Annotated in this window: 12 protein-coding genes; 3 read left to right on the top strand and 9 right to left on the bottom strand. The window is 55.2% G+C overall.

Annotated features, from left to right (window positions below; genetic code table 11):
• Positions 1-294 precede the first annotated feature (294 nt).
• On the top strand, positions 295-1,317 hold the full coding sequence (locus HDF12_RS09730) for a hypothetical protein (RefSeq protein ID WP_179582457.1): 1,023 nt from the start codon (positions 295-297) through the stop codon (positions 1,315-1,317).
• 253 nt (positions 1,318-1,570) lie between these two features.
• Positions 1,571-2,293: a prolyl oligopeptidase family serine peptidase gene (locus HDF12_RS09725; protein ID WP_179582455.1), complete on the top strand. Its 723-nt coding sequence runs from the start codon at positions 1,571-1,573 to the stop codon at positions 2,291-2,293.
• Between the two features lie 793 nt (positions 2,294-3,086).
• On the opposite strand, the gene HDF12_RS09720 is transcribed toward HDF12_RS09725, so the two are convergent.
• Together HDF12_RS09720 and HDF12_RS09715 are read right to left on the bottom strand one after the other, a co-directional pair.
• A complete protein-coding gene (locus HDF12_RS09720; RefSeq protein ID WP_257025455.1) occupies positions 3,087-3,968 on the bottom strand; it encodes a response regulator in 882 nt (293 codons plus the stop codon).
• Positions 3,969-5,010: 1,042 nt separating this feature from the next.
• On the bottom strand, positions 5,011-13,146 hold the full coding sequence (locus HDF12_RS09715; protein ID WP_257025454.1) for a galactose-binding domain-containing protein: 8,136 nt from the start codon (positions 13,144-13,146) through the stop codon (positions 5,011-5,013).
• A 544-nt stretch (positions 13,147-13,690) separates the two neighbouring features.
• On the opposite strand from HDF12_RS09715, the gene HDF12_RS22845 reads away from it, so the two are divergent.
• Positions 13,691-14,053, top strand: a complete 363-nt coding sequence (locus HDF12_RS22845; RefSeq protein ID WP_257025453.1) for a thiamine pyrophosphate-dependent enzyme — start codon at positions 13,691-13,693, stop codon at positions 14,051-14,053.
• Here HDF12_RS22845 and HDF12_RS09705 read toward each other — a convergent pair.
• From HDF12_RS09705 to HDF12_RS09675, 7 genes are all read right to left on the bottom strand, one after another.
• On the bottom strand, positions 14,018-14,503 hold the full coding sequence (locus tag HDF12_RS09705; protein ID WP_179582453.1) for a hypothetical protein: 486 nt from the start codon (positions 14,501-14,503) through the stop codon (positions 14,018-14,020). The genes HDF12_RS22845 and HDF12_RS09705 overlap by 36 nt on opposite strands.
• 144 nt (positions 14,504-14,647) lie before the next feature.
• Positions 14,648-15,076, bottom strand: coding sequence for a hypothetical protein (locus tag HDF12_RS09700; RefSeq protein WP_179582451.1), 429 nt, complete (start codon positions 15,074-15,076; stop codon positions 14,648-14,650).
• Positions 15,077-15,798: 722 nt separating this feature from the next.
• Entirely contained in the window at positions 15,799-19,467 is a 3,669-nt protein-coding gene (locus HDF12_RS09695) for an efflux RND transporter permease subunit (RefSeq protein ID WP_179582449.1), read from the bottom strand.
• Between the two features lie 42 nt (positions 19,468-19,509).
• Positions 19,510-20,646, bottom strand: a complete 1,137-nt coding sequence (locus HDF12_RS09690) for an efflux RND transporter periplasmic adaptor subunit (RefSeq protein ID WP_246374154.1) — start codon at positions 20,644-20,646, stop codon at positions 19,510-19,512.
• Positions 20,647-20,649: 3 nt separating this feature from the next.
• Positions 20,650-22,008 (bottom strand): TolC family protein, encoded by a 1,359-nt coding sequence (locus HDF12_RS09685; protein ID WP_179582447.1) that lies wholly within the window; start codon positions 22,006-22,008, stop codon positions 20,650-20,652.
• A 65-nt stretch (positions 22,009-22,073) separates the two neighbouring features.
• Positions 22,074-22,751: a hypothetical protein gene (locus HDF12_RS09680; protein ID WP_179582445.1), complete on the bottom strand. Its 678-nt coding sequence runs from the start codon at positions 22,749-22,751 to the stop codon at positions 22,074-22,076.
• 141 nt (positions 22,752-22,892) lie between these two features.
• A complete protein-coding gene (locus tag HDF12_RS09675; RefSeq protein WP_179582443.1) occupies positions 22,893-25,313 on the bottom strand; it encodes a hypothetical protein in 2,421 nt (806 codons plus the stop codon).
• Positions 25,314-25,427: the final 114 nt, after the last annotated feature.

Here is a 25,427-nt window from a genome sequence, read left to right as displayed (position 1 = left end):
TAAGTTGTCCGGGTTAGATGATTGGCTCTTATTTGCGATCTCGGCTGGAGCGAGGGAGGAGACTTCCTTCCTTTACGTGACTTTAGCCTGTCACCGCGCCCTATAGGACCGGCCGATTGTGTCACGGTGCAATACGTCGTGGACGATTCGTACCATCATGCCGTTCAAATAAGTCCATCCGGAGCTCAAGTCGCTTATCTCGTAAAGTCGCCGAACCTCTCCACGAATCAGAACGATATCCGGCTCTACATAAAACAACTCTCAACGGAATCTGACGATCCAGGTCGACTTTTGGTGACCGAATCCAAGATATCGCAACTGCGTTGGCTCGATGACGGCCGACACATCGTTGCCCTTCTGAATGAGGGAATCCATTCTGAAATTGTTGAACTTGATACCCGTACCTCTCAGCGTAAAGTATTGGCGAAGCCGCAGGAAGGCGTCAAAGAGTTCAGCATAGATGGCAACGGCGGTATCTTGGTCTTCGCTGTTCCATCCGAACTGCCTCCAATCAAGGTTAAAAGCCAGACCAGAGAGGAACTTTCGCGGGGATATCGAGTACCATTCCAGCGTCCCGGCTCAGCAAGATTTCAAAAACTGAGCTTGTTCGTCTCGAGTCGCCTCCAGGACGGGAGATGGACCCTGCCAAAAAGGACTGTCATTCAATCTCCATTCACAGACGCAACGCTCACCTCCATGTATTGCCAGGAGTATCTTCGGCTCAGCCTGTCGCCAAACGGAAGGATGTTGCTGATCTCCTATGTCGACACGGGCCGAATACCAGAGCGTTGGAAGGTCAGCAAATTCGTACAAGCAACAGTCGTCTCCGGTTTTCCGGGTATGCACGTAACCGTCCTCTATAACCTGAAAACGGGCAAAACGGCTCTTCCATTTGAGACCCCGTGGAATCACGGAGTCCCCCTCTGGTCGTCGGACAGCCGATCGTTTCTAATGTCGGCTCAATCCCCAGTGGGTAGTCAGTCGGAGATCCAGGATCAGCGCGAGCACAGAGGATCCATCCATCTATTTCGAATCGACGTGACGAGTGGAAAAGCGGAGGAGGTGGCGGTCCATTTGGCCAACCCTGTCCAACAACCGCTATTCTGGAGTCCCACTGGCGAGGTTTTTGTCCAAACTCAGAATGACGAGATTTCACGCTTCCTTTATCAGAACGGTGTGTGGCAGAATGCGTCATCTGCGCATATCCCGCTCCGCGGTCTGGTACGCGAATTAACCACCAACGGAAAGTATGTAGTTGGTGATGTTGAATCGCCGACAAGCCCCCCCGGAAGTGTTTTCGTATTCGTTCGATCATGAAAGTGCTATCCGTCGATTCATACTGAACCCTCAGTTTCAGCACCTGACGATCGCTCCAGCAGTAGAACTGGATTGGCAAACGTCGACAGGCTATGCAGTCCAGGGACTTCTCTTCGTTCCTCCACACTATGTCCGCGGCACGAGATACCCGTTGGTGATTCAGACCAAGCCAACCACTGGTCAATTCGTATGCGATAGCGGCCAAGACCATTACCCGTCCTTCGCACCCCAACCCATCGCAAACGCGGGAATCATGTATTTGATTCGCAATGGATCGGAGTCGATCGAAGACCAGATTGCAAATGCCCCTGAAGGGTATCCCGATGGAATAGGAGAAGCGGCGTTTCACATGGATGTTTGGGACAGCGCCGTTGCCAAACTAGTCTCAGACGGGATGGTCAACCCTGAAAAAGTTGGCATCATCGGGTTCAGCCGCTCCGGATGGTACACGGAGTTTATTCTTTCGCACTCTAAAACCCGATACCGTGCGGCAACGGTCGCGGACAATGTTCAATACAGTTTGGGCGAGTATTGGCTGCTGCACTCGGATAGCACCATTCGCGGATGGGAGACGATCTACGGGGGGCCTCCGTATGGCGCGACCCTGCCAAACTGGTTGCGGTATTCCATTTCCTTCAATATAGACAAGATCCACACGCCGCTTCTCATGGAAGAGATGGGCTATGGCATCACTGACGATAATGAACAGACCCCGCCACTGAATTTAATGCAGAATTATGAGCTATTCACCGGTCTGAACCGGCTCGGCCGCGCAGTTGAGCTGTACTACTATCCCTACGAACAGCACCAACCGGACCACCCTCAGGCGAGGCTGGAGAGCCTCCAACGAAACCTAGACTGGTACAGCTTTTGGCTGCTGGGGAGCGAAAGAGAAATGCCGGCGGATCGCGAACAATATGACCGGTGGCGTCTCTTCCGTCTTCGCTCTGACAAGAGCGGAACGATTCCGCCTTGAGGTCGCTAGTTGGAATCCAGTCGTTCCGACTATTCTTCCAAAAAGATGCAACAAATGTACTGAAGGAAGCGCTCATCTCCTCTGATGGCCTACCCGCTGCGACCGAGATTGTCGGAAACTATGCCAGCTTCGACAATCGAGCTGTCGCAGACGCTCTCATCGACTACTTTTCTGCCAATGACCGTCTGCTCCAGTACGAACGCCGCTTACAGTCGGAGGCGAGCTCGCAATATGCACCGCGTATCACGCGCCATTTGGCCAGCGACAGGCGACGAACATCACGGAGGATAGGATCAAACAGATTGCCCAGGACGAGAGAGTACCTTACCCAAGCCGTTGGGGTCCTTCACGTGGAAACTCTCGAATCCTTTGCCGTCATTGTCGCCTAATGGAGACAAGCCGCGCGACCGCAACTCCGACTCTACCGTTGGCGCATTCCTGATGAGAAATAGTTCTCCCGAAACGAAAAAAGCCCCTGCCGCAATCCTGCTTAGAGGAAGAGTCAGAGGCTTTGCGAATAGTATTCAGAGACAGTGTTTCCTTAAATCAAGATAGTGTAAGGCGAAGCTCTGGCGTTGTTGCAAAAGTTGATCGTCACGGTACTCTGGTTTTTGTGAGCAGTCCGGCGAGTTCCATTACAGTAGGCGTGGACGTGATTCGTCCTGAAGAAATGCCCAGGCAGAGCCTCGTTCCAAGTAGCTCTCCCCAAACGCAAAAAGACGCCGCATTACTCAATCCTCAGAGTGATGCGGCGTTGTATTGAACAGCGCGTATTTAATGCACCGTGTAGGGGCTAGGCAACTACAGGTAGAGCGTCAAGGTTTGACTCTGAAACATAGCTCGCCATCGCCTGAGCGAGTTGCGAGTCTACCTCGTCTGCTATCGTCATTACTCCCACCAAGACCAGACTAAAGTTCACTCTGTACAGATTATTTTGCAAGGTATGGAAGATGCTTACCTGCACCATTCGCGATTCTTCCACCATCATCGCTGCCGTATAGCCCTGCCTACGTCGGTCTACCCCATGCTGAGCTGCTGCGGTGGACACCAGGGCACGCGTACCCAATGGTAGTGGGTAGCGAAGACGACAAACAAGGTCACTGAATAGGTCTAGGAGGTGTGCGGTACGGTCGTCATAACCCAAAGGGATAGTAATAATGTCAGGCTCAAGTTCAACACGCAGAAGCCAATCACTGATTGTCGATTGTGTCTCCTCTTCGAGGATATCGGCAACGCTCGCTATAACTCGCGCAGGAATTGTCCTCTGCTTCAGCCGTCCTCTGATTAGATCGACCAGCATGACTACCGCCATCGGTTTTACCAGAACGCCATCCGCTTGTAGCAAAATCGCCTCCGCAGCCTCTTTCATTGCGGGATACGAACTGAGGATGAGCGTCACGGCTTTGGGATTAGCATGGCGCATGGCGCTGACCACAGTTAGTCCATCACCTGGATTGGGCATGTGAAGGTCGCTTAGCAATACGTCGAAAGTCTGAGCGCCTATAAGGCTGAGAGCATCGTTGACATTCGCAGCCACAACGACTTGAAATCCACTAGTTTCAAGAATTGCACTAAGGATTTCGCGGGTGGTTTCGTCATCATCAACGAGCAATATTTTTGGTGTAGCCAATATCTCATCGTCTACGATAGAGTGCTCTATTTTCGTATGGGGCATCGCTCACCGTGGGATCGTTGCTCTACTTCCCACCCCAATTAGACGCAAGGCTCCGGAGATACGTTGTCTAAAGGACTTATCGGGGGTAGCGTCTCTTCTGGGGATTAAGCCTCCCGATAGTAGACGTTGAAAACGCAAGACTGTCCTCGACTAATATGCTTTCTCGCGGTATTAGCCTGTTCTGCGAAGAACATATATTTCTTTTCCATCTCCGTCACAACATTGGGATTTCGTGTCACCTGCGGGTGACGAATGTCTCCGCCCTCGACCGTTTCAGTGACTTGGAGCTAGTTAGGCGGCAAACACTCGAAAGAGATTACTGCATCCCTTGGCTTCATAGTCCTAGCAATCTCAGCGCTGTTGGATGCAGCCGATCATAATTCCGTTGTAGCTCTAGATATACAAGCGAGATGCAAGACAGAACGCTATCGCATCTTCAAACGATAAGAGCTCCACCCGGATACAGAGTGCGCAAAGGATGGGGGCGAAAGCACAAATTGCTTAGGTTGTTCATAGTTGGCCCCTCCTTTATGGCCGGGCACGCTATCCCATTACAGGGCCCGCACAGGATCAGTTTAGACGCTCCGCAAACCGAATGATCCTTAGCATGCTCTATTGTCCGTTAACTGCAGATTGCATGGAATGCTGCCGCTGAGTGCAACATTATGTTGTCACTGGCGGCATTCCGGATGCACTGTTATCCTGCCGCCCCGTGCGATCCAATCTTGCCAATTATTCGAAGCGGTCTCGATTACCAAACCCAGCGATCCGCGGCGGCATGGCGACTCCGTCGGAGCACCGGGCAGTAAGGTGCGGTTTGCCCGTCATACGACAAACAAGTGGATCGCTTCCGGTTTGCCCGTGATAAGCCTTCAGAGCGTCGAGGGAAGATGTAATCGCTTCCAGTTGGGTGTTCTTCGGAGGTTATCTCGCTTGCATGGACCGCTCATCATCGTCACCTTTCGTCGTTGAGAATGGATCGGCGGTCGCAGCGTGACGCCCGCAGCTTGCGAAGGCGCCACGCTACATTTCGCCAGACTTCCTACCACCCTATGCCGAACGCCATGTGTTCTGGTTTTGGTGTGGTGATTGTGGTGCTTTGGTTGTTGTTGTCGTCGTAGGAAAAGCCGTATGCTAGTCCCCCAATTGAGTGTTTATGCCAGAACTGCGAGTAGAAGTTGGCTGACGACGCGTTGTAGTAGGCCGAGACGCTGGCCCAGTTGGCTGGGGTGAGGAGGACACCGCGGTTGGTCGCCGAGCATATCTGGTTTTCCAACTGCAGTTGGACAGCATTTTCATCTTGGAGTTGCGGAGTCGTACCTGAAACCCCGCTGGCCATGGTGCCAGCGCATTCGAGCACATCTTGCGTTGACGGCTGTTGCACGACGAAGACTTCGCCAGTGTGAGATGAGGATGGGTTGGTCTCGGTGAACGTGAGTGTCGATGCCGAAGACGTGCCTGTGAATGTTCGACCGTTGAGCGTTATCGAGAGCGGTGTGGTATTGTACGACTTCCAGGCTCCAGCGATGTAGCTGTCGAAGTAGTTCGCGTTCGCTCCGCCGGAGGCCATGGAGAGCTTGGACGGCGAGAGGATGCGAAGGTTCGACATTGTGGGTGGCTGGAATTGCGCCGGGACCTGACTGGCGAACTCACTATCGATTTGTGCGATGGATTCGGTAATACCGACTTGCTGGTGGAATGTTCCGCCTGCACCCCAGACATCGAGGAGTAGGGGCAGGCCGAACTCGTCAACCTGCGTGGTGTTGATGAAGATACCGTTCTGGTTGTTGAATTCGTACCAGTCGAAGTTGGTGTTGATGTTGGGGTCGGTGGCGTTCTGGGGGTTAGGGCCTGCGTAGCCGGTTACGTTGCCGTTGCCGTCTCCGTTGACCTGAACGTACAGAGGTTGGCCGAGCGAGATGTACGCGCGGGCTGAGATGAAGGTAGGAATCTTCAACAGCTTGCTTTGGGCAAGGTTGAAGGAGTAGTTGCCGTAGTTCTTACCGTTCTTGGTGAGGTGACCGGTGGCGGAGCTGTCGTTGAGGGTGAAGTCAACGATCGTGCCGTCTGGAGTCAGATAGGAGAACTTCCCAGTGTTGGGATCGATCCCGATAACAGTGACGTACACCTGGTTGTCCGCCCACACCCCGCCGGTGTTGTTGTTCAGATCGACTCCGATGAAGCCCGGATAGATGGTGTAACCCGAGCCGGAGTTGTTAACCGTAAGAGTCGCAGGTGTTGAATTGACAGTTCCACTGCTGTTGCCAACGATGACGCTGTACTGGTTCCCGTTGTCGGTCGCGGCAAGAACAGGAGTGGTGTAACTCGCGGAGACGGCGCCCGTTATAGGGGCGTTGTTCTTTAGCCACTGGTAAGTGAAGGGGCCTGTGCCACCGGCGACGACCGTGAAGGTGGCAGTTCCGCCGACGTTGGCCGTCTGGTTAGCGGGTTCGGTGGTGATGGTTGGAGCACTGCCAGCACCGTAGACCTGGAACTCATAGATGGAGTAGCCGTATGGTGACGAGCGAGTGGTTCCGAACATACGAACGTAGCGTCCGCTTGCGGGTGGGAAGGTGATGTTTTCCACTCCACCGGTGCCGGAAGATTGCGTGTAGACGGTTGTCCAGCTCTGTTGATCGTTCGAGACCTGAATCTGGTAGGCCTTACCGTAGGCGTTTTGCCATTGGATTACGACCTGCCCAATCGTCTTCGTGGAGCCCAGGTCGACCTGCAGCCATGAGGGATCCACGAAGGCCGAAGACCAGCGAGTGGTTGCATTGCCATCGACCGCGTTGGCTGGCCCCAGGCCGGCGTTCTCGTTGCCGCTCGAGGTTGCCGGCTGATTGAGCGCCAGGTTTGTGCCCGTAGGCGTACTGGAGTTGACCGTCAGGATCGCCGCGGTGGAGGTGGTGGTGCCGCTATTGTTGGTGACGGCGATGGCGAAGGTGCTGCCGTTGTCCGTCGACATCACGGAAGGCGTGGTGTAGCTGGTTGTTGTGGCGCCCGGGATGGCGACGCCATTTCTCAGCCACTGGTAGGTGAAGGGGCCGTCGCCGCCAACCGTGGCGCTGAACGTTGCGGTGCTGCCGCTGTTCACTGTCTGGTTGGCCGGCTGCGTGAGGATTGCCGGGACATCTGCGCCGTAGACCTGGAACTCGAAGAGCGAGTAGCCATACGCCGTAGCCCTGGTGATGCCCACCAGACGGATGTAGCGGTTGACGACGCTCGGGAAGGTAAGCGTCTCCACACCACCGGCGCCTGCGTTCTGCGTGGCTACGGTGGTCCAGGTCTGCTCATCGTTCGAGACCTGAATATCGTATGCCTTGCCGTAGGCAGCCTCCCAATAGATCACCACCTTGTTGATGGTCATTGGAGAGCCGAGGTCGACTTCGAGCCACTGATTGTCGGTGAAGGCCGACGACCAGCGAGTGGTGAGATCGCCATCCACGGCATTGGGCGGGCCAAGTCCGGCGTTCTCGTTGCCACTGGATGTTGCAGGTTTGCCCAACGCCAGGTTTGCGATGCCGGCTGTCTGGTTTTGAGGCGGTGCGTTGACCGTCAGTAGAGCATTCGATGAGGTAGTCGAAGCGAGTCCATTGCTGACGACTACGCTGAACGAGCTGCCGCTATCCGCCACCGAAAGAGCAGGTGTCGTATAGGTGGCGCTTATCGCACCAGGGATGTTGGCCCCATTGAGAAGCCATTGGTATGTGAATGGGCCAATACCGCCCGCCACGACGGTGAACTGCGCCGTGGCACCAGCAACTACGGTTTGGTTGATAGGTTGGGTTACGATCGTCGGCGCGAGAGGCCCGTAGACTTCAAACTCCCAGAACGAGTAGCCGTACTGTGAAGAGCGGGTCTGCCCCTGCATCCGCACATAGCGCGCGTTCACGGTTGGGAAGGTGAGGTTATCGATTCCTCCCTGTCCATTCTTTTGTTGAAACGCCGTAGCCCACGTTTGTCCATCGGTGGAGGTTTGGATCAGGTAAGACGTGCCAAAGGCACTCTGCCACCGTATGAGGACTTGTCCGATGGGCTGAATCGAGCCGAGATCTACCTGGAACCACTCGTTGTCCTCGAAGGCAGACGACCAGCGCGTGTTGAAGTTGCCATCCACGCCATTCGTCGGCGGGAAAGATTCGCTCTCATTGTCGCTGGAGGTTGCTGTCATGTTGAGCGCCAGGTTGGAACCGACTGGAGCGGGACCGCTGCCATTGCCGGTGCAGGCTGTGGCATTGCCGCAGGCCGGAGGTGGCGGCGGAGGAGGAGGCGGATTGCCGCCGGTACCGCCTCCGCCTGTGTTGTTCGTTACCGTGAGTACAGCAGCGTTGCTGGTGATGTCGCCGCTTCCATTGGAGACGGTGACACTGAAGGAGGTGCCGTTGTCGGTAGCGACTGTTGGTGGCGTGATGTAAACAGCACCGGTCGCACCTGTGATGGGATTTCCGTTGTTGAGCCACTGGTAGGTTGGCGCAGGTGTCCCGGTAGCGACCACCGTGAAGGTTGCTTGTTGTCCTACGTTGACCGTAGTGGGTTGTGGCTGCGTTTGGATAGCTGGAGCCTGAGCTGCGGATGTGCCCACAGTGCAGAGGGTGGCGCCTGGGAAGTTGTTGGTTACGTTCTCTGTAGCGCTGCCGTCGAAGTTGACGATCGCGGTTTCGCTTGCATCATTCGGATCGACAGTTGAGGTCCATGTGCTCCACGTACCGGGGAAGGCACACGACGCGTTGTTGTTGCCACTGATGCCAAGCGCTTCAGGCTCGGTGGGGAGGCGCATGTTGATGCTCTTGCAATAAGCCGCGGCACTTACGCCGGTGAACTGCGAGCCGATTGCGCTGTCGGTCTGGATGGTGCGGGTCCAAGTGAGACCTAGCAGGTTATCGAGCACCAAGTTGGGGTTGCTGGTGTTGATCGTGTAGCGCTCGTTTGGGCCGCCGCATTGAGCGACGTTGTAGACCTGGAACTCGTAGATCGAGTAGCCGTAGTTCCCGCCACGCAGTGTGCCGAACATCCGGATATAGCGGGCCTGAACGGTTGGGAAGTTAAGGGTCTCCGTTCCACCTGCTCCGGCGTTGTTGGTGAATGCTACGTTCCAGGTTGGGTTGGTCGTTGGATCCTGGTTGGTGTATTGAATCTGGTACTGCGCGGCGTATGCATTTTCCCAGTTGATGATGACCGTATTGAAGGCCTGCACCGAACCTAGATCCACCTGCAGCCAGGATGGGTCGACACCTGTGACGGGAGGCGTTGGAGCTGCCCCTGCGGTCGCCGATCCCCAACGAGTGTTGAGGTTGCCGTCGACTGCGTTCTCCGCTCCGAGGCAGCCTGCGCCGGAGAGAGGTGGCGTTGTCGTTATATCGTTGCAGGCGTTTTGCGAGGTGCTGGAGGTTGCGAGCTTGTCTAACGCGAGATTGATTCCTGGCGGCGCAAGCGTCAACTGCGCGGCGGCGCTGGTGACGGGAGCGTTGGCAGCGTTGTTGACCGTCACTGTGAACGCACCAACATTGGCGGCACTCATGGCGGGGATGGTGAAGGTGATGATGTTCGAGGCTTGCGTGTTGCTGACAAGGATGGTGGCGTTGCCTCCCTTGGGAGTGAACTGCCACTGATACGTGTAGGGCGCAGAGCCGGCTACTACAGCGGTAAACTGCACCGGCTGGTTGGCCGCAACGATCTGACTAGCAGGCGAGGTGGTGATGCTCACCGGAGTGGGGGCGTTGACTGTGAGCGTCGCCGTCGACGATTGAAGCTGGCCGAGGGGATTGCTGACAATGACATAGACGCTGGCCGTTCCGACAGACGTAAGTACGGACGTGGTGTAACTGGGTTGCGGGCCGGTTGCGACCTGCACACCATTCTGAAACCACTGGTAGTTGAGCTGAGGCGAACCGGTGGCACCTACGGTGAAGGTTGCAGCCTGTCCGACGACGGCGGTCTGCGGGGCAGGTTGCGCGGTGATGGCGACTGGGGCCGCCTGATCCACTGTGAGTGTGACGGAGATCGATGTGACCTGGCCGAAGTTGCTACTGATGGTTACTGTGACACTCTCGCCGTTTTGCGCGAGCGTGGTGGACGGCGTGGTGAGGGTGGGGCCGGTTGCTCCCTCGACTTCACTTCCAGCCACAGACCATTGGTATGTGAGCGTTCCGGAACCGCTAGCCGCAACAGTAAAGGTTGCAGGAAAACCGACTGTGACCGAGGTGTTTACAGGTGGCACAATGATCGCCGGCGGCTGCGATTGAGAAGGAGCTGGTGGCGTTACAGAGGTCAGCTGAACGCTGGCGCTCGCGAGCCCAGGTGCTGTTGCCGTCACGGTCACGGTTCCAGGAGTGAAAGTACTGCGGAGAGCGATCTTCTGCAATCCACCGTCGAAGTTAAGCTCAGGGTCGCCCGGCGCGTGGAAGAATCCGTAAGGCAAGCCGCCGATATCCGTGCTGTGCGCCTCGGAAAATGCATCCTGGTAGTAGTTGGTCCATGATGGATCGGCGACGAGTTGTTGCGTGCCGCCCATGTACATTGCCGGTCCGGTTACGGTGAAGGTGACGTTGTCGGCTGCGGTTGGTACGAGGTTGCCGTTTGCGTCCTGCACTTCTGCCTGCACGAACGCTGCGTCGGAGCCGTTCGAGGTCCATTTGAAACTGGTGCCGTCGGGCTTGACGACTTCAGGAACGACCGAGAGTACGATCTTGTTTTCGGCGCCGGCTGTCGTCACCGTGTGCGTCACGCCCGGAACCACGTTGCCGTTGATGTCCAGGCACTCTGCTGTAACCGTGCCCGGAGCCCAGTTCACCATCCAGTGAACCTGGCCAGGAATCACTGTACTGCTCTGGCTTAGATCTGCGTGCGAGTTTATGTTCCATGGATTGGGAACCTGATCCGCGAGTGCGGCTCCCGTAACCGGATCTTTGGCTACGCCGTTGATCAGGAGGCGAACCGAGGGGCAGTTGCTGAAGGCATTCTCCTGAATTGGGGTTCCCGGGGTGTACTCGTAGGCGCGATTCCAGTGGTGCCCCAGGTGAACTACCGGCTGGATCGAGTAAGGTACCCAGTTAGCTTGATAGATATAGTAGAGCAGTCGGGGAAAGCGGTTTTGATCCACAGAGGAGTAGCCGAGCGAACGCACGAGATGAACCATCGCGGGCTGATTTTGAAACTCCGCCCAAAGACTGTCCTCGCCTGGAGTGTCCGCAAAGTACCACTGCGCCATACCGAAGGCATTGGCTTCTTTGCCTTGACGCCAATCGTCCAGATACGGCGCCGCAAAAGCCAGTTCGTAGTCGTAGGCGTAGACCGTATTGGCACCCGTACCCGTTTGGGTACCGCGGCCGGTGCCCATATTGTCCCAATACTCGGCGCCAAAGGCAGGGTTATTCGGATTCTGCCCCTTGATCCCAGCCTCGCAGCCAGCACCGTCGCATTCGCCCATGTAGGCGTACGAAGGCGAGTAGGTGCGGTCGGATTGCACGCGCGGATTGATGTTGTCCCATGAAGTCTCTATTGTCGCAAGCTCGTTGGCCAGCGTCTGATTCATTCCGCCGTTATCTTCTTCCCAGGCGAGAATCGAAGGATGACTGCGATCGCGAACAATCATGTCGCGATGCACCTCCTGCTTCAACTGAAGGTCATCCGCCGTTGGATTGGATGAGGCATTCCAATAGCCTTCGCCGTCTCCGCTGGGCTGGTCGATCATGATGCCGAAGGCGTCGGCAGCCTCCACCATCTCCTCGCTGCTGGTGGAGTGGCCGGGGCGCCAGATGTTACCGCCCTGGGCCGCAATCTGCGCCATGTCGCGCCACCATTGCTCGTCCGGCACCGAGGAGCCGAGGGCCGGGTAGTCGTACCGGCTCGCGCCGCCCCAAAGATACATGGCATGACCGTTGAAGTAAGGAAAGTTTGCATCCCAAGTGATCGTACGGATGCCCAGCGGGCTCTGGAAGGAATCCACTACAACGCCGTTCACGCTGACGATGTGGTAGACCTTGTACATATACGGCTTGCCGTAGGTCGAGTTATTCGGATACCACAAGGTTGGATTTGTAACCGTGATCAATTGATCGAACATCGGCGCCGGCGTCGAAGGAAATGTGTTCGACGTCATTGGTGACACCGATTGCGTGATGGGCGGTGCTGTCACGACTACATTGCCGCTCGCGTCGACAATCTGCGTGGTCAAGGTAACTTGCTGGGTCGATGCTGTCTCGTTGACAACGTTCGTTTGCACCTCGACAACCGCTGAAGCCGCAGTCGCGGTCCCTTCCCCAGCAGGAACCTCGGAGACCGTGCCGACGTAGGTGCCCCAGGTCTTCTGGTTGGAGTACACATTGAGTGGAATATGGACTGGATTGGTTACATATAAATAGACATTGCGGAACAGGCCGGCCATGGCCTGGCCGAAGCGAAAGGCGCCGGAGAAATTAGGCTGCTCAAACCACGCATCGCCTCTGGACACATCAACTGCGATCACGTTGTCCGTGGCACCGTCAGTATGCAGGTACGGCGTGAGATCAACGACAACAGGAACAAAACCGACGACGTGCGTCGCCTGCGCATCGGCAGCGACGGCGCTGATACCTTGCAGCAAAGTACCGTTGATGAAGACCTGAACGCCGGTATGCGTGCCTTCGAGATTGAGCAGAAACTTCTGGCCGGCATACTTTGGATCCACTTTGAAGTGCAGGCGGTACCAGTTCTCCTGCCCGTTCAGAGATCCCTGTCCGCCGCCGGAGTCTTGATTGAGAAAGGTGCGCGCTATGTTCGCATCATAGGGCAGCCCAACTTGATGCCAGGCTGGGTCCGAGCTCTCCACAAAACTACTGGTCGAATACGTCGTCGAGTTTTTTGTATTCTCAAACCACCATTGGCTCTGCGGCGCATTCGACGTTGAGGAGGCATCTCCGACGTATTCCGGCACACCCGCCGCCAGATTGATCGTGAATCGCTGCGAGAGCGGCAGCGAGGTTTCCACCTGCTGCTGCGCCCCTGCCAGGCATGGGCTAAGAATTGCGAATAGAAACAGGAGCATCGCAGCGATCGCGGGCATCCTGCTCCCCTTCAGGGAACGTGGAACAACAGGTTCCACTTCGACGAATTCTGAACGGAGTTGCCCAACGACGACAAGAACTTCAAGTGTTTCCGTGTTGGATTTGTTTTGCAGCGAGGAGACGAGGACGGACATGATGCTCCTTTGTTTGAACACTTTCATCTACAATTTGGAATCCGTAAAATACAGGTCCCCGACCTGTCCGGCAGCTTGACGGAAGCCATTCCGTAACCCGACTCGCTGGATATCCGCGATTTCGCCATCCTTAGTCGCAGCGCGGCTAGGGTCGGTTCATTTCATGGCAGGTTTGTAACAGTCTTCAACCGTAGGCGGGACTATTCCATCGGTGCCGCAGAAACTGCGGCAGCCTCTTCCTATTTTGGTTACGTCTCTGTTTGAGGACGCGGGCGGGGCGTCATCCGCAATCGCGGTAGGGGAAAAATCAAAGAAGGAAAAAAACCAAGCAGATAAGAACCAAACACAACGTGCGTGCAGTCTCACTGGTCGTCCTTATAAAGGGTTGTGATCCATAAAGGGAACCCATGCGGCGAAGACTGGCTATGGGCGTAGCTACCTCGAACAAGGAAGATCATTACACAAGTAAGCCGTAAGTGTGTTACTCAAGCGTTATTTAGTGACTTAGTTTAGGTTACTTTAGTAAGCTTGCTAACTCAATGTATTGCATTCGAGATTACCGCCAAATGATTGGAGGCATTGTGCGTCACCTTTACAGCTTCCGTTCGCGCCAGATACCTATCAATGGACAACAGACACTGGGTGTCGCTCTACCCTGGCTATCGCAGCGACTCTTGTTCGCCCATCAGAGAAGGTCCTCTCAATTTCAGGAGACGGTGGCTTTCTCTTTTCCAGTATGGAGCTCAGAGCCTCTAAGCTGAAACGGATTTCCTTGAAAACGGGGTTTTCACCAAGTTCGACGCACCGAACCTTCTGGCCACGTGAACTTGCTCAAAACGTGACTTTCAGGAAGCATCTGACCACTAGAGATCTAGGAGCCAGCCAATCTCTCGAAAGCTTGGATTAACTCCTGCTTCAATATAGCGTCGCTTCGTCCATAACCTGGGTTCCAGTCGGCTTCATCCGCAGCGCAGTAAATGTCTAGGATGTTCTGGTCTTCTGTCTCCCAATGAGGAAAGGCTCTGTCCAGCCGCATTGCGGCAGTCCAAGGATCTCTTCTACCAGCCACGACCTCTTTTGCGATCTGCCGAGCAACCGTCTGCCGAGCGACTTCTAACGACATCGGATACTCCACGCCTAGGGCCGCGAACATTCGTCCCAGGAGCGCCTCCACATCATCCCGGCTGTTCACGTTGACTTCAGCAGCCACTCGATATATCGATGGTTCTTCGCGGCCTGCTTCGATGAGTTCGATAGCAATTTGGGGGACATCCTCAGGGAGCAGGTCTCCACGCAGCCAACGTGAAGCAAGCAATATCGGATCGAGATTCGACAATGGCGGCGGTGTTCCAGACACTGAGTGCTCCCGATTCGTCCTAGTAATTCATTTTGCAACAATTCCTGAGCCGATGGCGCAGCTGCACCAATCCACCCCGTGTATCGGCTGAGTCGCCTAAGCTCCCTTTCAGGGAAGTCTTTGGCGCATCTCAATAGAGACCCTCTAACGGGACTCAGCATTCCGGTGAGGCGTACCTATCGATTGGGCCGGTTCCGATCGCGATTGCACGATTCGCTCGAATATGGCCACGAGTCGGCCCGACTGAATGTCTGACACGTCCACTCCGTAGACTTCCATAATCTTCGCGTTCAGTCGGCTGTTGTCACCTTCCTCATTGAAGTCCCACAAGCTGGATTGGTCTGAAATCCAGGCCCAATCCAAATCTAGAACGCGATGGATAAAATCCTCGCTCAGCGCCTCATACTCATTTACTTGCTCTTGAGAAGCGAACTCGACCGGCCATGACCTTCCCGGACGCACTAAGGGTTTACCATCTTCCAGCCGTCGGTTCCGGACCGTCCCGAAGCTCTCTTTGAGTTTCTCTTTGGCAGCCGATGGTGTGTCGCCGCTTCCGGTGATCGCCGCGTTCAAGATCTGAGCGACGTACCTGTGTGAGATAAAGCGCGGAGCTGGGAGGGGTGGACTGCGATTGTGCTGTTGCTCCCGTATTTCTACCGGGTAGTCGTTCAGTTGCCAATCATTTGTTCTGAAGGAAAGAAGCCACTTCCACGAAGAATGAAGCCGGTTCTTTAACTTCGAAAGTCGGGAGTACGCCATGATCGCAAGTGTATTGCACAGCCTAATAACGTTGTGCCCGCAAAACGGGGTTATCGGAAGCTTCGTGGCGAACTTGCCGAAAACGTGACTTTGCAGGAGTAGCGGACATCAGGATGGGACGGGAAAGAGGGTTGGTTGACTATTGTAAACAGTAGGACGAGCGGTGGAGAACCAATGTCAGTAACGGATAGCAGATTTCATCGTTGGCGATGCAAGCTCCTAGCTTTACACTCGCCGGCGGATTCACCAACAGAAGCAATTCGGCAAGCTTCAGATTCAGTTTGGAAGCAACCGCCAAAGTTCTGAGCGCTCCAGAACTCCTCAGACTCTGCCTCGTAAGGCTCGAGAGCTCATCAGATTCAGTCGCCGATAATAATCCTCATCGCGAATTTAGGCTCTTCGATAAAAGGTGTGGCGGCGTCAGCTGATTCTGGAGTTTCCTGGCTAAGAACGGCCAGGGCGCGGTAACGCTCAGCATCATAGGAATAAGGAGAGTTGGGATTTTATGACTATTGCTTGCGAGTTTGTAGGAGAAGTCAGGCACTGGTAGTTTGAGCGACGGATTCCTTCTCGGCCACGTCCCACTTTAAGATTTTGAGGTCGAGTACAAAGATTGCATACATTACCGGCACCTGAAGTTTCGTAACCACGGTTGCGACCAGGAGCCCGCCTATCTGCGCGTAGCAGAGTGGCTTCCAAAGCGGGCCACCATGCATCGCTAGGGGCACAAGTGCCAGCACAGTTGCGAACACGGTTATCAGCACAGGACGAAGGCGGAGGATGCCCGCGTCGATCAGAGCGAGCTCGAAGTCGTCTCCGGCAATGCGCCGCTCCTCAATGAAGTCGAAGAGAACGATGGAGTGGCTGACGATGACGCCGACAAGGCTTGCGACGCCAAGAAACGCCATAAACCCGAATGGTTCACCCATGATCCATAGCGCGGCGAAGGCGCCGATCATGCCGTAGGGGGTTGCAGCTAAGACCAGCACGGGTTTGATGGCGTTCTTGAACTGGAAGACGAGGGCCAGGAAGACTAACGCGACTGAGATCATCATGACCATGGCGAGGTTGCGGAAGCCATTCTTTGTCTTATCGTATTCGCCTCCAATCTGGATTTTGTAGCCGGGCGGCAGAGACGCTCCAAGCTCGCGCAACTTTGGCATGGCGACTTTCAAGACTTCGGAACTCAGATGCCCCGCGATAGGAAAGCTGCGCACATTGATGGTGCGGAACTGCTCCAGGCGGACGATGCGCCCAGTCACCAGGTCGTGGTTGATATCCGAAATCTGCGCGAGCTGAATCTTGTTGTTGTCCTGCGAGCCATAGATGTAGAGGTCCTGAATGTCCGAGAGCTGTGCGCGCTCATTCATACGCAGACGAGCTACGATCGGAATCTGCTTCTGGCCTTCCTGCAGGACGCCGACCGTCGACCCACTGATTCCTGCGGTCGACGAGTTCGCTACGTCCATATTGGTGATCCCGGCCAGGTTGGCGCGGTCCGGATCGATGGTAAGGGCGATCTGCGCGTTCGGCTGTTCCCATTCGTTGCGAGTGCGCTCCGCAATTGGAATCGAACGGAAGATGTCTTCCACTTTGGATGCGACAGCCTGCAGCTTGCGAGTGTCTTCGATCTCCTGTTGCGCGCTCAGGTCAGCGGTGCTGGAGATGCGAATTTCGATGGGATAATCCATGGGATTTGTCAGCAACTGACGCGCATCCAAGTGCGCTCCCGGAATGGAGGAGGTCAGTATGGGCTGCAGTGTCCTTATGAACTCAGGCGTCATCTCTTTGTCGCGAAGTTCAATCAGAATCTGCGCATAGTTCAACTGTTGGCCTTGCGGAGAAGCGGAGAACCAGAAACGCGGACCTCCGCCGCCCACGAAGGTTGTGACATAACGAAGCAGGTCATGCTGTTTCAACTGATGCTCGTGTTCTTTGGTGAAGCGCGCGGCCTGCTCGCGAATGATCTGTTCCGCCCTAAGTGCGGTCGCATTGGTAGTTCCAATATTCGCATCATTCGGCAACCAAACGTCGATATAAGACCAATACTGTACATCCTCTGGGAAAAAGGAGGTGCTAAGCCTCGAAAAGATAAAGATCCCGGCTGCTAGGAACAAGAGGGAAGAGAAGAAGAACTTCCAACGATGTTCGATGGAGTATTTCGCAACACGCGCGTAGGCACCGAAGAAGCCCTGCTTGCGCTGCTCCTCCAACGATCTCTCGGCCGATTTTTCCGGGCGCAGCAGGTAATACCCGAGCACGGGGAGAAAAGTCATCGAAACGAAGCGCGATGCGACCAGTGCGACCGTCATGACGATAGGTAGGCTGAAGAGAAATTTGCCAGTGCTGCCAGTGATCATGAGGAAGGGCAGGTACGCCACAATATTTGTGACGGTTGCGTAAACGATAGCGTTGGCAAGCTTGGTAGGGCCAAGCCAAGCAGCAATGATGCTCGGATGGCCTTCGGCGAGTGCATGTTTAATAGAGTCGCCAGCTATTACGGGATCATCGACCAACAGCCCGAGCGCGATGATGAGAGTGGCTACCGAAACTTGCTGGATATCAATACCAATGAGATACAGGACCCCGAAGGTCATGGCCAGAGTGATGGGAATGGCAATCGCCATTAGCAGTGCGGAACGCCACTCCCAAAAGCCGATCCACGACACCAGCACTACGAGGACGACGGCTTCATAGAGTGAATCCATGAAGAGGCTGATGTTTTCTTTCACCTGCAACGGCTGATCGGAGGTGCGAGCAAAGACCAGGTCTTCTGGCAAATATTGTTTTACGGCAGCTAGTTTGTCCGACACACTTCGGCCAAAAGCGTCGATCTGTTCGCCGTCTTTCACCTGAACCGCAATGGTGATCGCGCGACTGCGGTGCCAGTGACCTTGCTTGTCCGCCCATGTGAGGTAGTTCAGATAGCGCGCGGGGCTCTGGTAGGCGCGAGAGATATTCACTAAGTCGCGAAGGTAGACGGGGCTCTGTGCGGCGGATGAGGAGGATCCGACGATAACATCGCCGATTTGACGCGGGTCAGTGAACTTTCCTGAAGGATTGATTTGAATGCTGGCGGGCCCGACCTCAAGTTGGCCGCCTGGCAGCGTCGTGTTGCGAGCGGTCAATATGTCCTTGAGTTTGGAGGGAGTCATCCCATATTGCGCCAGCCTCTCCTGCGAGTAATCGAGATAGATCTGTTCGGGTAGTACTCCCTTGCGCTCGATCTTGGCGACCTCGTGGGCCCCCTGCAGGGTCCTGCTTATAAGGTCGGTGAAATCATCGAGCTCGCGATACGAATATCTGTCTCCTGCTACCGCAGAGAGTCGCGTCTCGGCATCGTCGGGACTACGGATGAAGACGGCGGGCCACGCATCGGGATGAATTTCGGAGCGGTGCAGCTTCTCCAATACCAATTGGTCTCCGCCTCTGCGTAGTTCTTCGTCAGTGAGGAGAGTGCCGACATCGACGCCGATAAAACCGCTGCCTTCGAAGAAGTAGGGATCGGAGATCATTCTGGTTTGTATAGCGGACTGGATGAATGAGATGAAAGAGTCGCGCATCAAAGAGGCGGAGATAGTGAGGGGGAATGCGTTGACGATGGTCACCCTCGGCTGAGCGGACTTTCGTGGCTCAGCGGCACGCGTTTCCACGATTGCACTGCGAACAGATCGCGCCCGCAAAGCGACCTCGACCTCATTCGCTGGAGGACTAGCGACGGTGAGCATTAGAGCTGCGGTGTCTCCGAAGTCGCTGTTGAACTGAATGGGGCCTGCACCCTGCGGCAAACTGCTGTTGAGCGCATTCAGCTTCAGATTTATTTCGGTGAACTGTTTTTTTGGATCACTCACTTGGTCATCGAGTTGAACGTAGACCATTGAGAGATTCGGAAAGCTGAAAGAGCGAATGCCGAAATCGGAGGCAGATGGCGGCTTGAGTAATGAGTTCTGCGCCATTGTCTGCTCAACCTGTCGAGTGACGAGTTGTTCGACCTCCTGCGCAGTTGCTCCGGGCCATTGTGTGTACGCGACGGCTACACGCACGGGGATCTTCGGGTCTTTGCGTTTGGTCATGTGCTGGAAGCTATACCAGCCCCACATGCAGAGCGCGAAAAGAATGACCAGCGAGAGCTGTCGGTTGTCCACGAAGAAGCGCGCCGTGTTGTGTGTGTGAGCGATGTACTCGGCTTCAGACTTGTGGCTCATAGCATTTGAGCACCCTTGGTTCAAGTTCAACTGATGTGCTGACTACGGAATGACGCGGACCTTGTCACCGTTCCTGATCAGTGTGACGCCTGTAGTTATGACTCTCTCTCCAGAGGTGAGTCCTCCCTTTACGACGATCATGTTTCCAGAGGTATCCCCGAGGTCTACCGGCTGCAAGCGCGCCGATACGAGATTTCCACTGCCATCAGCGATCATGACGGCAAAGCCATTTGCATGCGCCGGATCCCGGATGACCGCGGCCAACGGCACGGCCAGGGCGGACTGCTGTTGTCTCACGCCATCGAGGCTGAGCGAGGCGATCATGCCAGACTTCAACTCGTCTTTTGGATTTGGGATTGTGACTTCGACGGAGAATACGCGACTCTTCTGATCGGCAGCCGGAGAAATAGCACTGACGCGGCCATCCACCGTGTGCGATAGTGCGTCAGTGGAGATGACCAGATGCTGGCCCAGTCTGACGCGACTGATGAAGATATCGGGTACACCGAAGACTGCCTTCACTGAGCTGGTATCGGCCAGAGTGAAGCCGTTAGTGGTTGGGCCAACGAGGCTTCCCATATCGACGCTGCGCTTTACCAGCCAGCCGTTGAAAGGTGCTCGCAGGGAGCAATAAGCGAGAGCAACCTTCGCTTCACTGACCTGTGCGTGCGCCCCGGAGACCGAGGCATTTGTGCTGTCCAGCTGTGCTTTGGCGGAATCGTAGTCGGGCTTGGTAGCGCTTTGCGTCGAGTAGAGCGAGGAAACTCTTTCGAAGCTGAGCTTGGCTTTTTCTTGTTCGGCTTGGCCACGCGCCAGTTGAGCCTCAGCCTGCTGAAGTTTATCGATGTAGTCCTGCTGGCTGACCACGGCAAGCACTGTTCCCTGCGCGATTCGGTCGCCCTGATCTACATTCCTGATGCCGCCGCCTGGATTCTCAACTTGATGGATGCGCTCTACGTAGCCGTTCGACTTGAACGACAGGTCCACCTGCGCGTACGGGACGATGTTAGCGGAGTATTTCGTACCGGAGTCGGCGGATATTGATTGCACTACAGCCGTATGCACGGGTAGCAGAGGCGCTGCCGCCGGGGTTTCCTTTTTGCATGCGGTGACAAAGAGAGAGAGAGAACTCACAAGAGCTGCGGTCCTCAGGCCACGCAGCATGACAAGGGGAGTCATCGCTTACTCCTCTCCCAGGGCTTTCTCGAACTCTGCTTTTGCGTTCCAAAACGCTAACAGGCTCTCTTCGTATTCGTGATCGGCGTTTGCGACCGCGGCTTCCTGCTTAAGGACATCGCGCAGCAACACGGCGACCTTCTTGAATTGGTCATTAACTTCGCGCAACTTCTCCTTCGCAGCGTCGCGGGCAGCCTGTGCAACCTCCAGCATTGAACGGCTCTCGGCCAATTTACGAAATGTGTTGTCGACGTCTAGTAGCACCTGAGAGCGCGTCTGGTCCAATTGGTATTGACTCTGTTGAAGCTGAATGTCCTTTCCTTTTACATTGTCTTTCCGACGACCCCATTCGTATGGCTCCCAGGTCATCTTCAAACCGACAGTGAGAATGTTTTGCGGAAGAATCTGTGTATTGATCGGAGTGAGGTATTGGAGCTGTGCGCCGATTCCGGGAATATATTCGGCCTTCGCGAGGCTGCGGTCGTAGCCGGCCTTCTCGACGTTGATCTTTGCCTCCTTGAGTTCGGGTCGCTGCTCGAGCGCAGTCTTTCTGGCAGCTTTCAGATCCATCTCGTCGGTTGAGGCCGGTGGGACAGGCTGAGTGCGAAAAGGTATATCGAGATCGCGCCCCAGAAGATCGTTAAAGTGTTCTTTCTGGGTTTGCAGATCGTCGCTAAGCGTGATGAGCTGGTGTCTCGCCTGGGCCAGTTGAGCTTTGATCTGCAGGCTGTCGGATTTCAAGACGGACTCTTTCTTCAGGTAGTCCGTGGTGACCCTATCGGTCTCCTCATATTCCTTTATCAATGACCGCTCTGCCTCGAGAGCGCTCTCGGACTGAACGATCGCGTAGTAGCCCTGCTTTACATCTATCACTGTGTTCTGCCTCTTCTGCTGATATTTTTCCCCTGCAAGATCGACGGAGAGCTCTTTCTCTCGAACCATAAGGTGTATCTGATATAGCTGCGAGATTGGCTGAGCCACCGTTGCGATGGCGTATCCGGTCAACCCGCTTGAGAGGCTAACCTTTGTGTCTGTGGATGGAACAGGCTGATTATCTACCGTTCCGAAGATGCCTTTCTGAAAGGTGAAGCTGGGAGAGTCAATATTTCCTGAAGCAAGTAGCTCCGTTTTGATTTCGGGTAATCGATGGGTCTTAGCCTCGGCAACTTCCCATGCGGACTTTGCAATGTCCAACCGCGCAATCTGGGTTGGCCTGTTGTTCTCTAATGCGATCTGAATAGCGTCAACGAGTGCGAGCTCCTGCGGCTGCTCTACGGGGCTCTGGCCAAGGCCAGATACGCTCCACAACGAGGCCAGAGTGACAGAGAAGCAGGCGAGGAATCTTGCGCGCGTTGCTCGTCTCATTGCAATTGGGCGATACACGGTTACACGGCGATTGAGAAGGGCTCCAAAGCCCGCACGCAATCCGACTACAATCCTTGTCTCCTCAGTCCACCGCCACCGCCTCCTCCCCTACCTCCGAGATTGTTTAAGTCATCGAGAACCGCTTGCTTATCCTCCGGTCGGAACGAGCCAGCGTTCATCGTCGCCTCGATCTGCGACTTGGCGGTCTTCATCGCTCGGAACTTTTCCAGCATGCTTCCTCCGCTCGTCTTGATAGACTCCAGAGAGTTCAGGCTGTCCTGAAGCTGCTGCACCTGTGGAGGCGTCGGTTCTCCATGCATGACCGCGGCAAAGATATCTTCACCGAGTTTTTTCCCTGGCGTATCAGGTTCGGCAGAGGGCTCCGGTTGTTTCGTAGCCATCATAAGCTGAAAGTCCTGACGCAGGGTGGTCCGGTCGGGCTCCTTAACCGTAGCCATGGTCGCTCTGATTTTGGTGACAGCTGAATAAGGCGTCATCAGGTCGACGGGCGCGCCCGGCTGTCTTTCGGATTTTGCCTCTTTGAGAATCGCGAGGTTCTCCTTTATCTCCTTCAGCTGAGCGACGGTGATGCTTTCACTCATGACTGCAGCCTTGAGATCCTCCTGGAACTTTTCCTTAACAGGGTTAGTCTCATTCTGGCCTTTGACGAATACTGAAGTTGAAACAATCAAAGTCATCATTAGGATGGCGGAGAAAATGATTGCCTTACGCTGGCTTTTCATAGATCCTGCTTTCTGAAAGTTCTGTGCACTAAGAGCAACAGAAGTACCGAGGTGCGGGAGTACAGTCTGTTCCGCCTTCTTGAACGAATGCAAGCAATTCGGCGGAGAATGACACGGCCGACTCCTTCACTTCGCTCCCGCTCAACGTTGCCTGCGCGAACCGCCACGTGCGCCGCCGCTGGCTCCTCCACGGTTTTGCATTTGTTCAAGTTGATCGCCGCGCGAGCGAGATCGCGAATCATTCTGCAGTTGACTCATAGTGCCGGGCGAGGTCGAACTGCCAGGAGAAGTCTGTGTCGGGAACTGACCAGACTGGTTCTGGATGGCTCGTCCCGCACCACGAGAGTTTGTCTGATCGGACCCTCGACCACTCGCCGATGGCGTGTTTCCTGATTGCGAACCAAGAGTTGAAGACTGAGGCTGATTTGGACTGGTGGAGTTCTGCTTCTGCTGCCGAGTTTGGTTTGCGCCCGTGGACGGATCTACAGGAGTCCAGCCGCCGTTGTCGTACTTGCTCCAGTTTCCGCTGGAGTCTTTCTTGTAGACGTTGCCATCGGCTCCAGCATAGACGTTGTTGTTATTCGCATCCTTTGCAACAAAGCCGCTGTTTCCGTTAGCACCCGAATAGCCGGCACCGGCGCTGCCTTCGGAGGTTTGAAAGGATCCTGCCGTCCCGTTGCTGTTGGTTACATGCTGTGCCTGGGCCCAGTTGTCTCCGTTGGTAACCACCGAACTTCCCCACTGGCTATATTGATTGTGGCCCTGCGAGGTCGCGGCCGAAGTTCCTGTCCATGGGTTATAGGTCTGGGCGTAGGTATGGCCGCCATAAGCATTTTGAGTTGTAACCGCATGTCCATAAGTCCCAGTGGTCGGGTTGTACCAGGCTGCTGAACCAGCTGAACCATATGGCCCGTACACGGCCCGCCCTACGCCATAGGCTCCGGTGTAGGGACTGTATACGGCCGCCACTCCATAGCTATAGGGATAGGGATAGTAGATGGGGTGTGGTCCCCAGTAAACATAGGGCGGGTAGTAGTAGCCTGTGCCGTACACGACAGTTGCTCCCACTGCCGCCCCAATGACAAAGACACCGAGATAGCCGCTCGAGTAGCTTGTCTGCACGGTCGTTGGTGTCGGGTTTGAGACCACGACATAACTCACGTTGTACATAGGAGAGCTTGGCGGAATCGTATAAATGACCTGCGGCACTGAATCCGCAGTCTTCCATGGGCCACTAGGACTCCGGGAGATAAACCAGACACCTTGAAAGCAGAGGTAGTAGAGATCGCCAACACGAATTACTTTGTCAGGCGTATTCACCGCGTAATAAAGCGTTGTGGTTTCGATCTTGTTGAACTGAGGCTGCCCAGCATACGAGACCTTGACCTGCGCCTCTGCAGCAGCGCGATTCACGACTGCCGTTGTGGGCACTTGCGACAGCAACACGGCATCACTGGCTTCTTGCGTTCCCGGCACGGAGACAAGCACATCGTGAGCTGGGCTGCTCCTTGGGATCATCGCAAAGTCCGCGGGCAGTGAGTCACCTGCATAGGTCCATGGGCCTGCAAGGCTGGCAGCGCGAAACCATCGTCCGGAGATCAAGACGTAGATCTGACCGTCAGGCTGATGAACGAACGCCTTGTTCTCTGTATTGGTCCCATAGCTGAGACTGGTGCCGGGAATCTTCGAGTAGACCGGCTTACCCACGAATGCAATCAACTCAGCCGGTTTCTCGGTGAACAAAACCTGAGGTGCAACTTGACTGCTGGAGACTGGCGGCACGGCTTTCAAAACGTCATCCCAGTTCTGATGAGCGGGCAGTTTGCCTATGTCTGGTGGCAGCTTTACAGTTGCCGCCCATGGCCCATGCAGATCTTTCGCTTTGAGCCAGGTCTTGCCGTTTAGTAAGTAGTAGTCAGATTTATCGAAGAAGAGGTCCCAGTTAGTGTTGACGACGTATTCCAAGGTCGTGCCCTGAATGGGAGCCAATACCGGTTTTCCATCGACCAGGAGCACAATCGATGGCGCTGTGGAGACGAGAATCACAGGCGCCTGCGTATTGGTAGCAACCGTCCTTACCGGCTCATTTACCTTCTCCAGGCTGGCGATCATGCGAGGCAATCCGATAGTGAACGTTATGGTCGGATAGAGCTGGTGGGCACGCTGCTTCATCTCAGCTTCCTGCGCTGCGTTGAGCGAAGGAAAGCGGGCGTCGAGCACTACGATGTCGTTTACGAAGACTGTCTGCGCGCTTACGTTAGCGAGGGTATCAGCGCGCCAGGAGATAACTCCTAGGACAGGTTTTTGCCCTTTGTCTGTTACTGAAATCGCCGTATCCGCGACCATCGTGCGATATTTCTGCCAGGCTTTGAGTTGCGGCTGGTAGACAACGAGCTGCAACCCGTTGCGGTTGAAGACTCGTGGCCACGAAGGAATAGAAGCTGGAGAACCGACGGGGTGGTTAGTTGTCGCAGAGACCTTCTGGGCCATGGCGGCGGAGGTTGCCCCGCTTAGCAGGCAGGTCATCATCGCAAGAACTGCATAGCCTTTAAGTTCTTTCAAAAAATGGCCTACTTTGATCGAAGTGGGTAGAACCCGGCCCGTTTTTGTGCGTGAACGATTGTAAACCGATTATTTACACGTTCATGGCATTTTTTTGAAGTTGTGTGTAAAAAA

Source organism: Tunturiibacter gelidiferens, assembly GCF_013410115.1.
Classification (GTDB): domain Bacteria; phylum Acidobacteriota; class Terriglobia; order Terriglobales; family Acidobacteriaceae; genus Edaphobacter; species Edaphobacter gelidiferens.
This window is presented reverse-complemented; position numbering and strand designations above follow the sequence as displayed.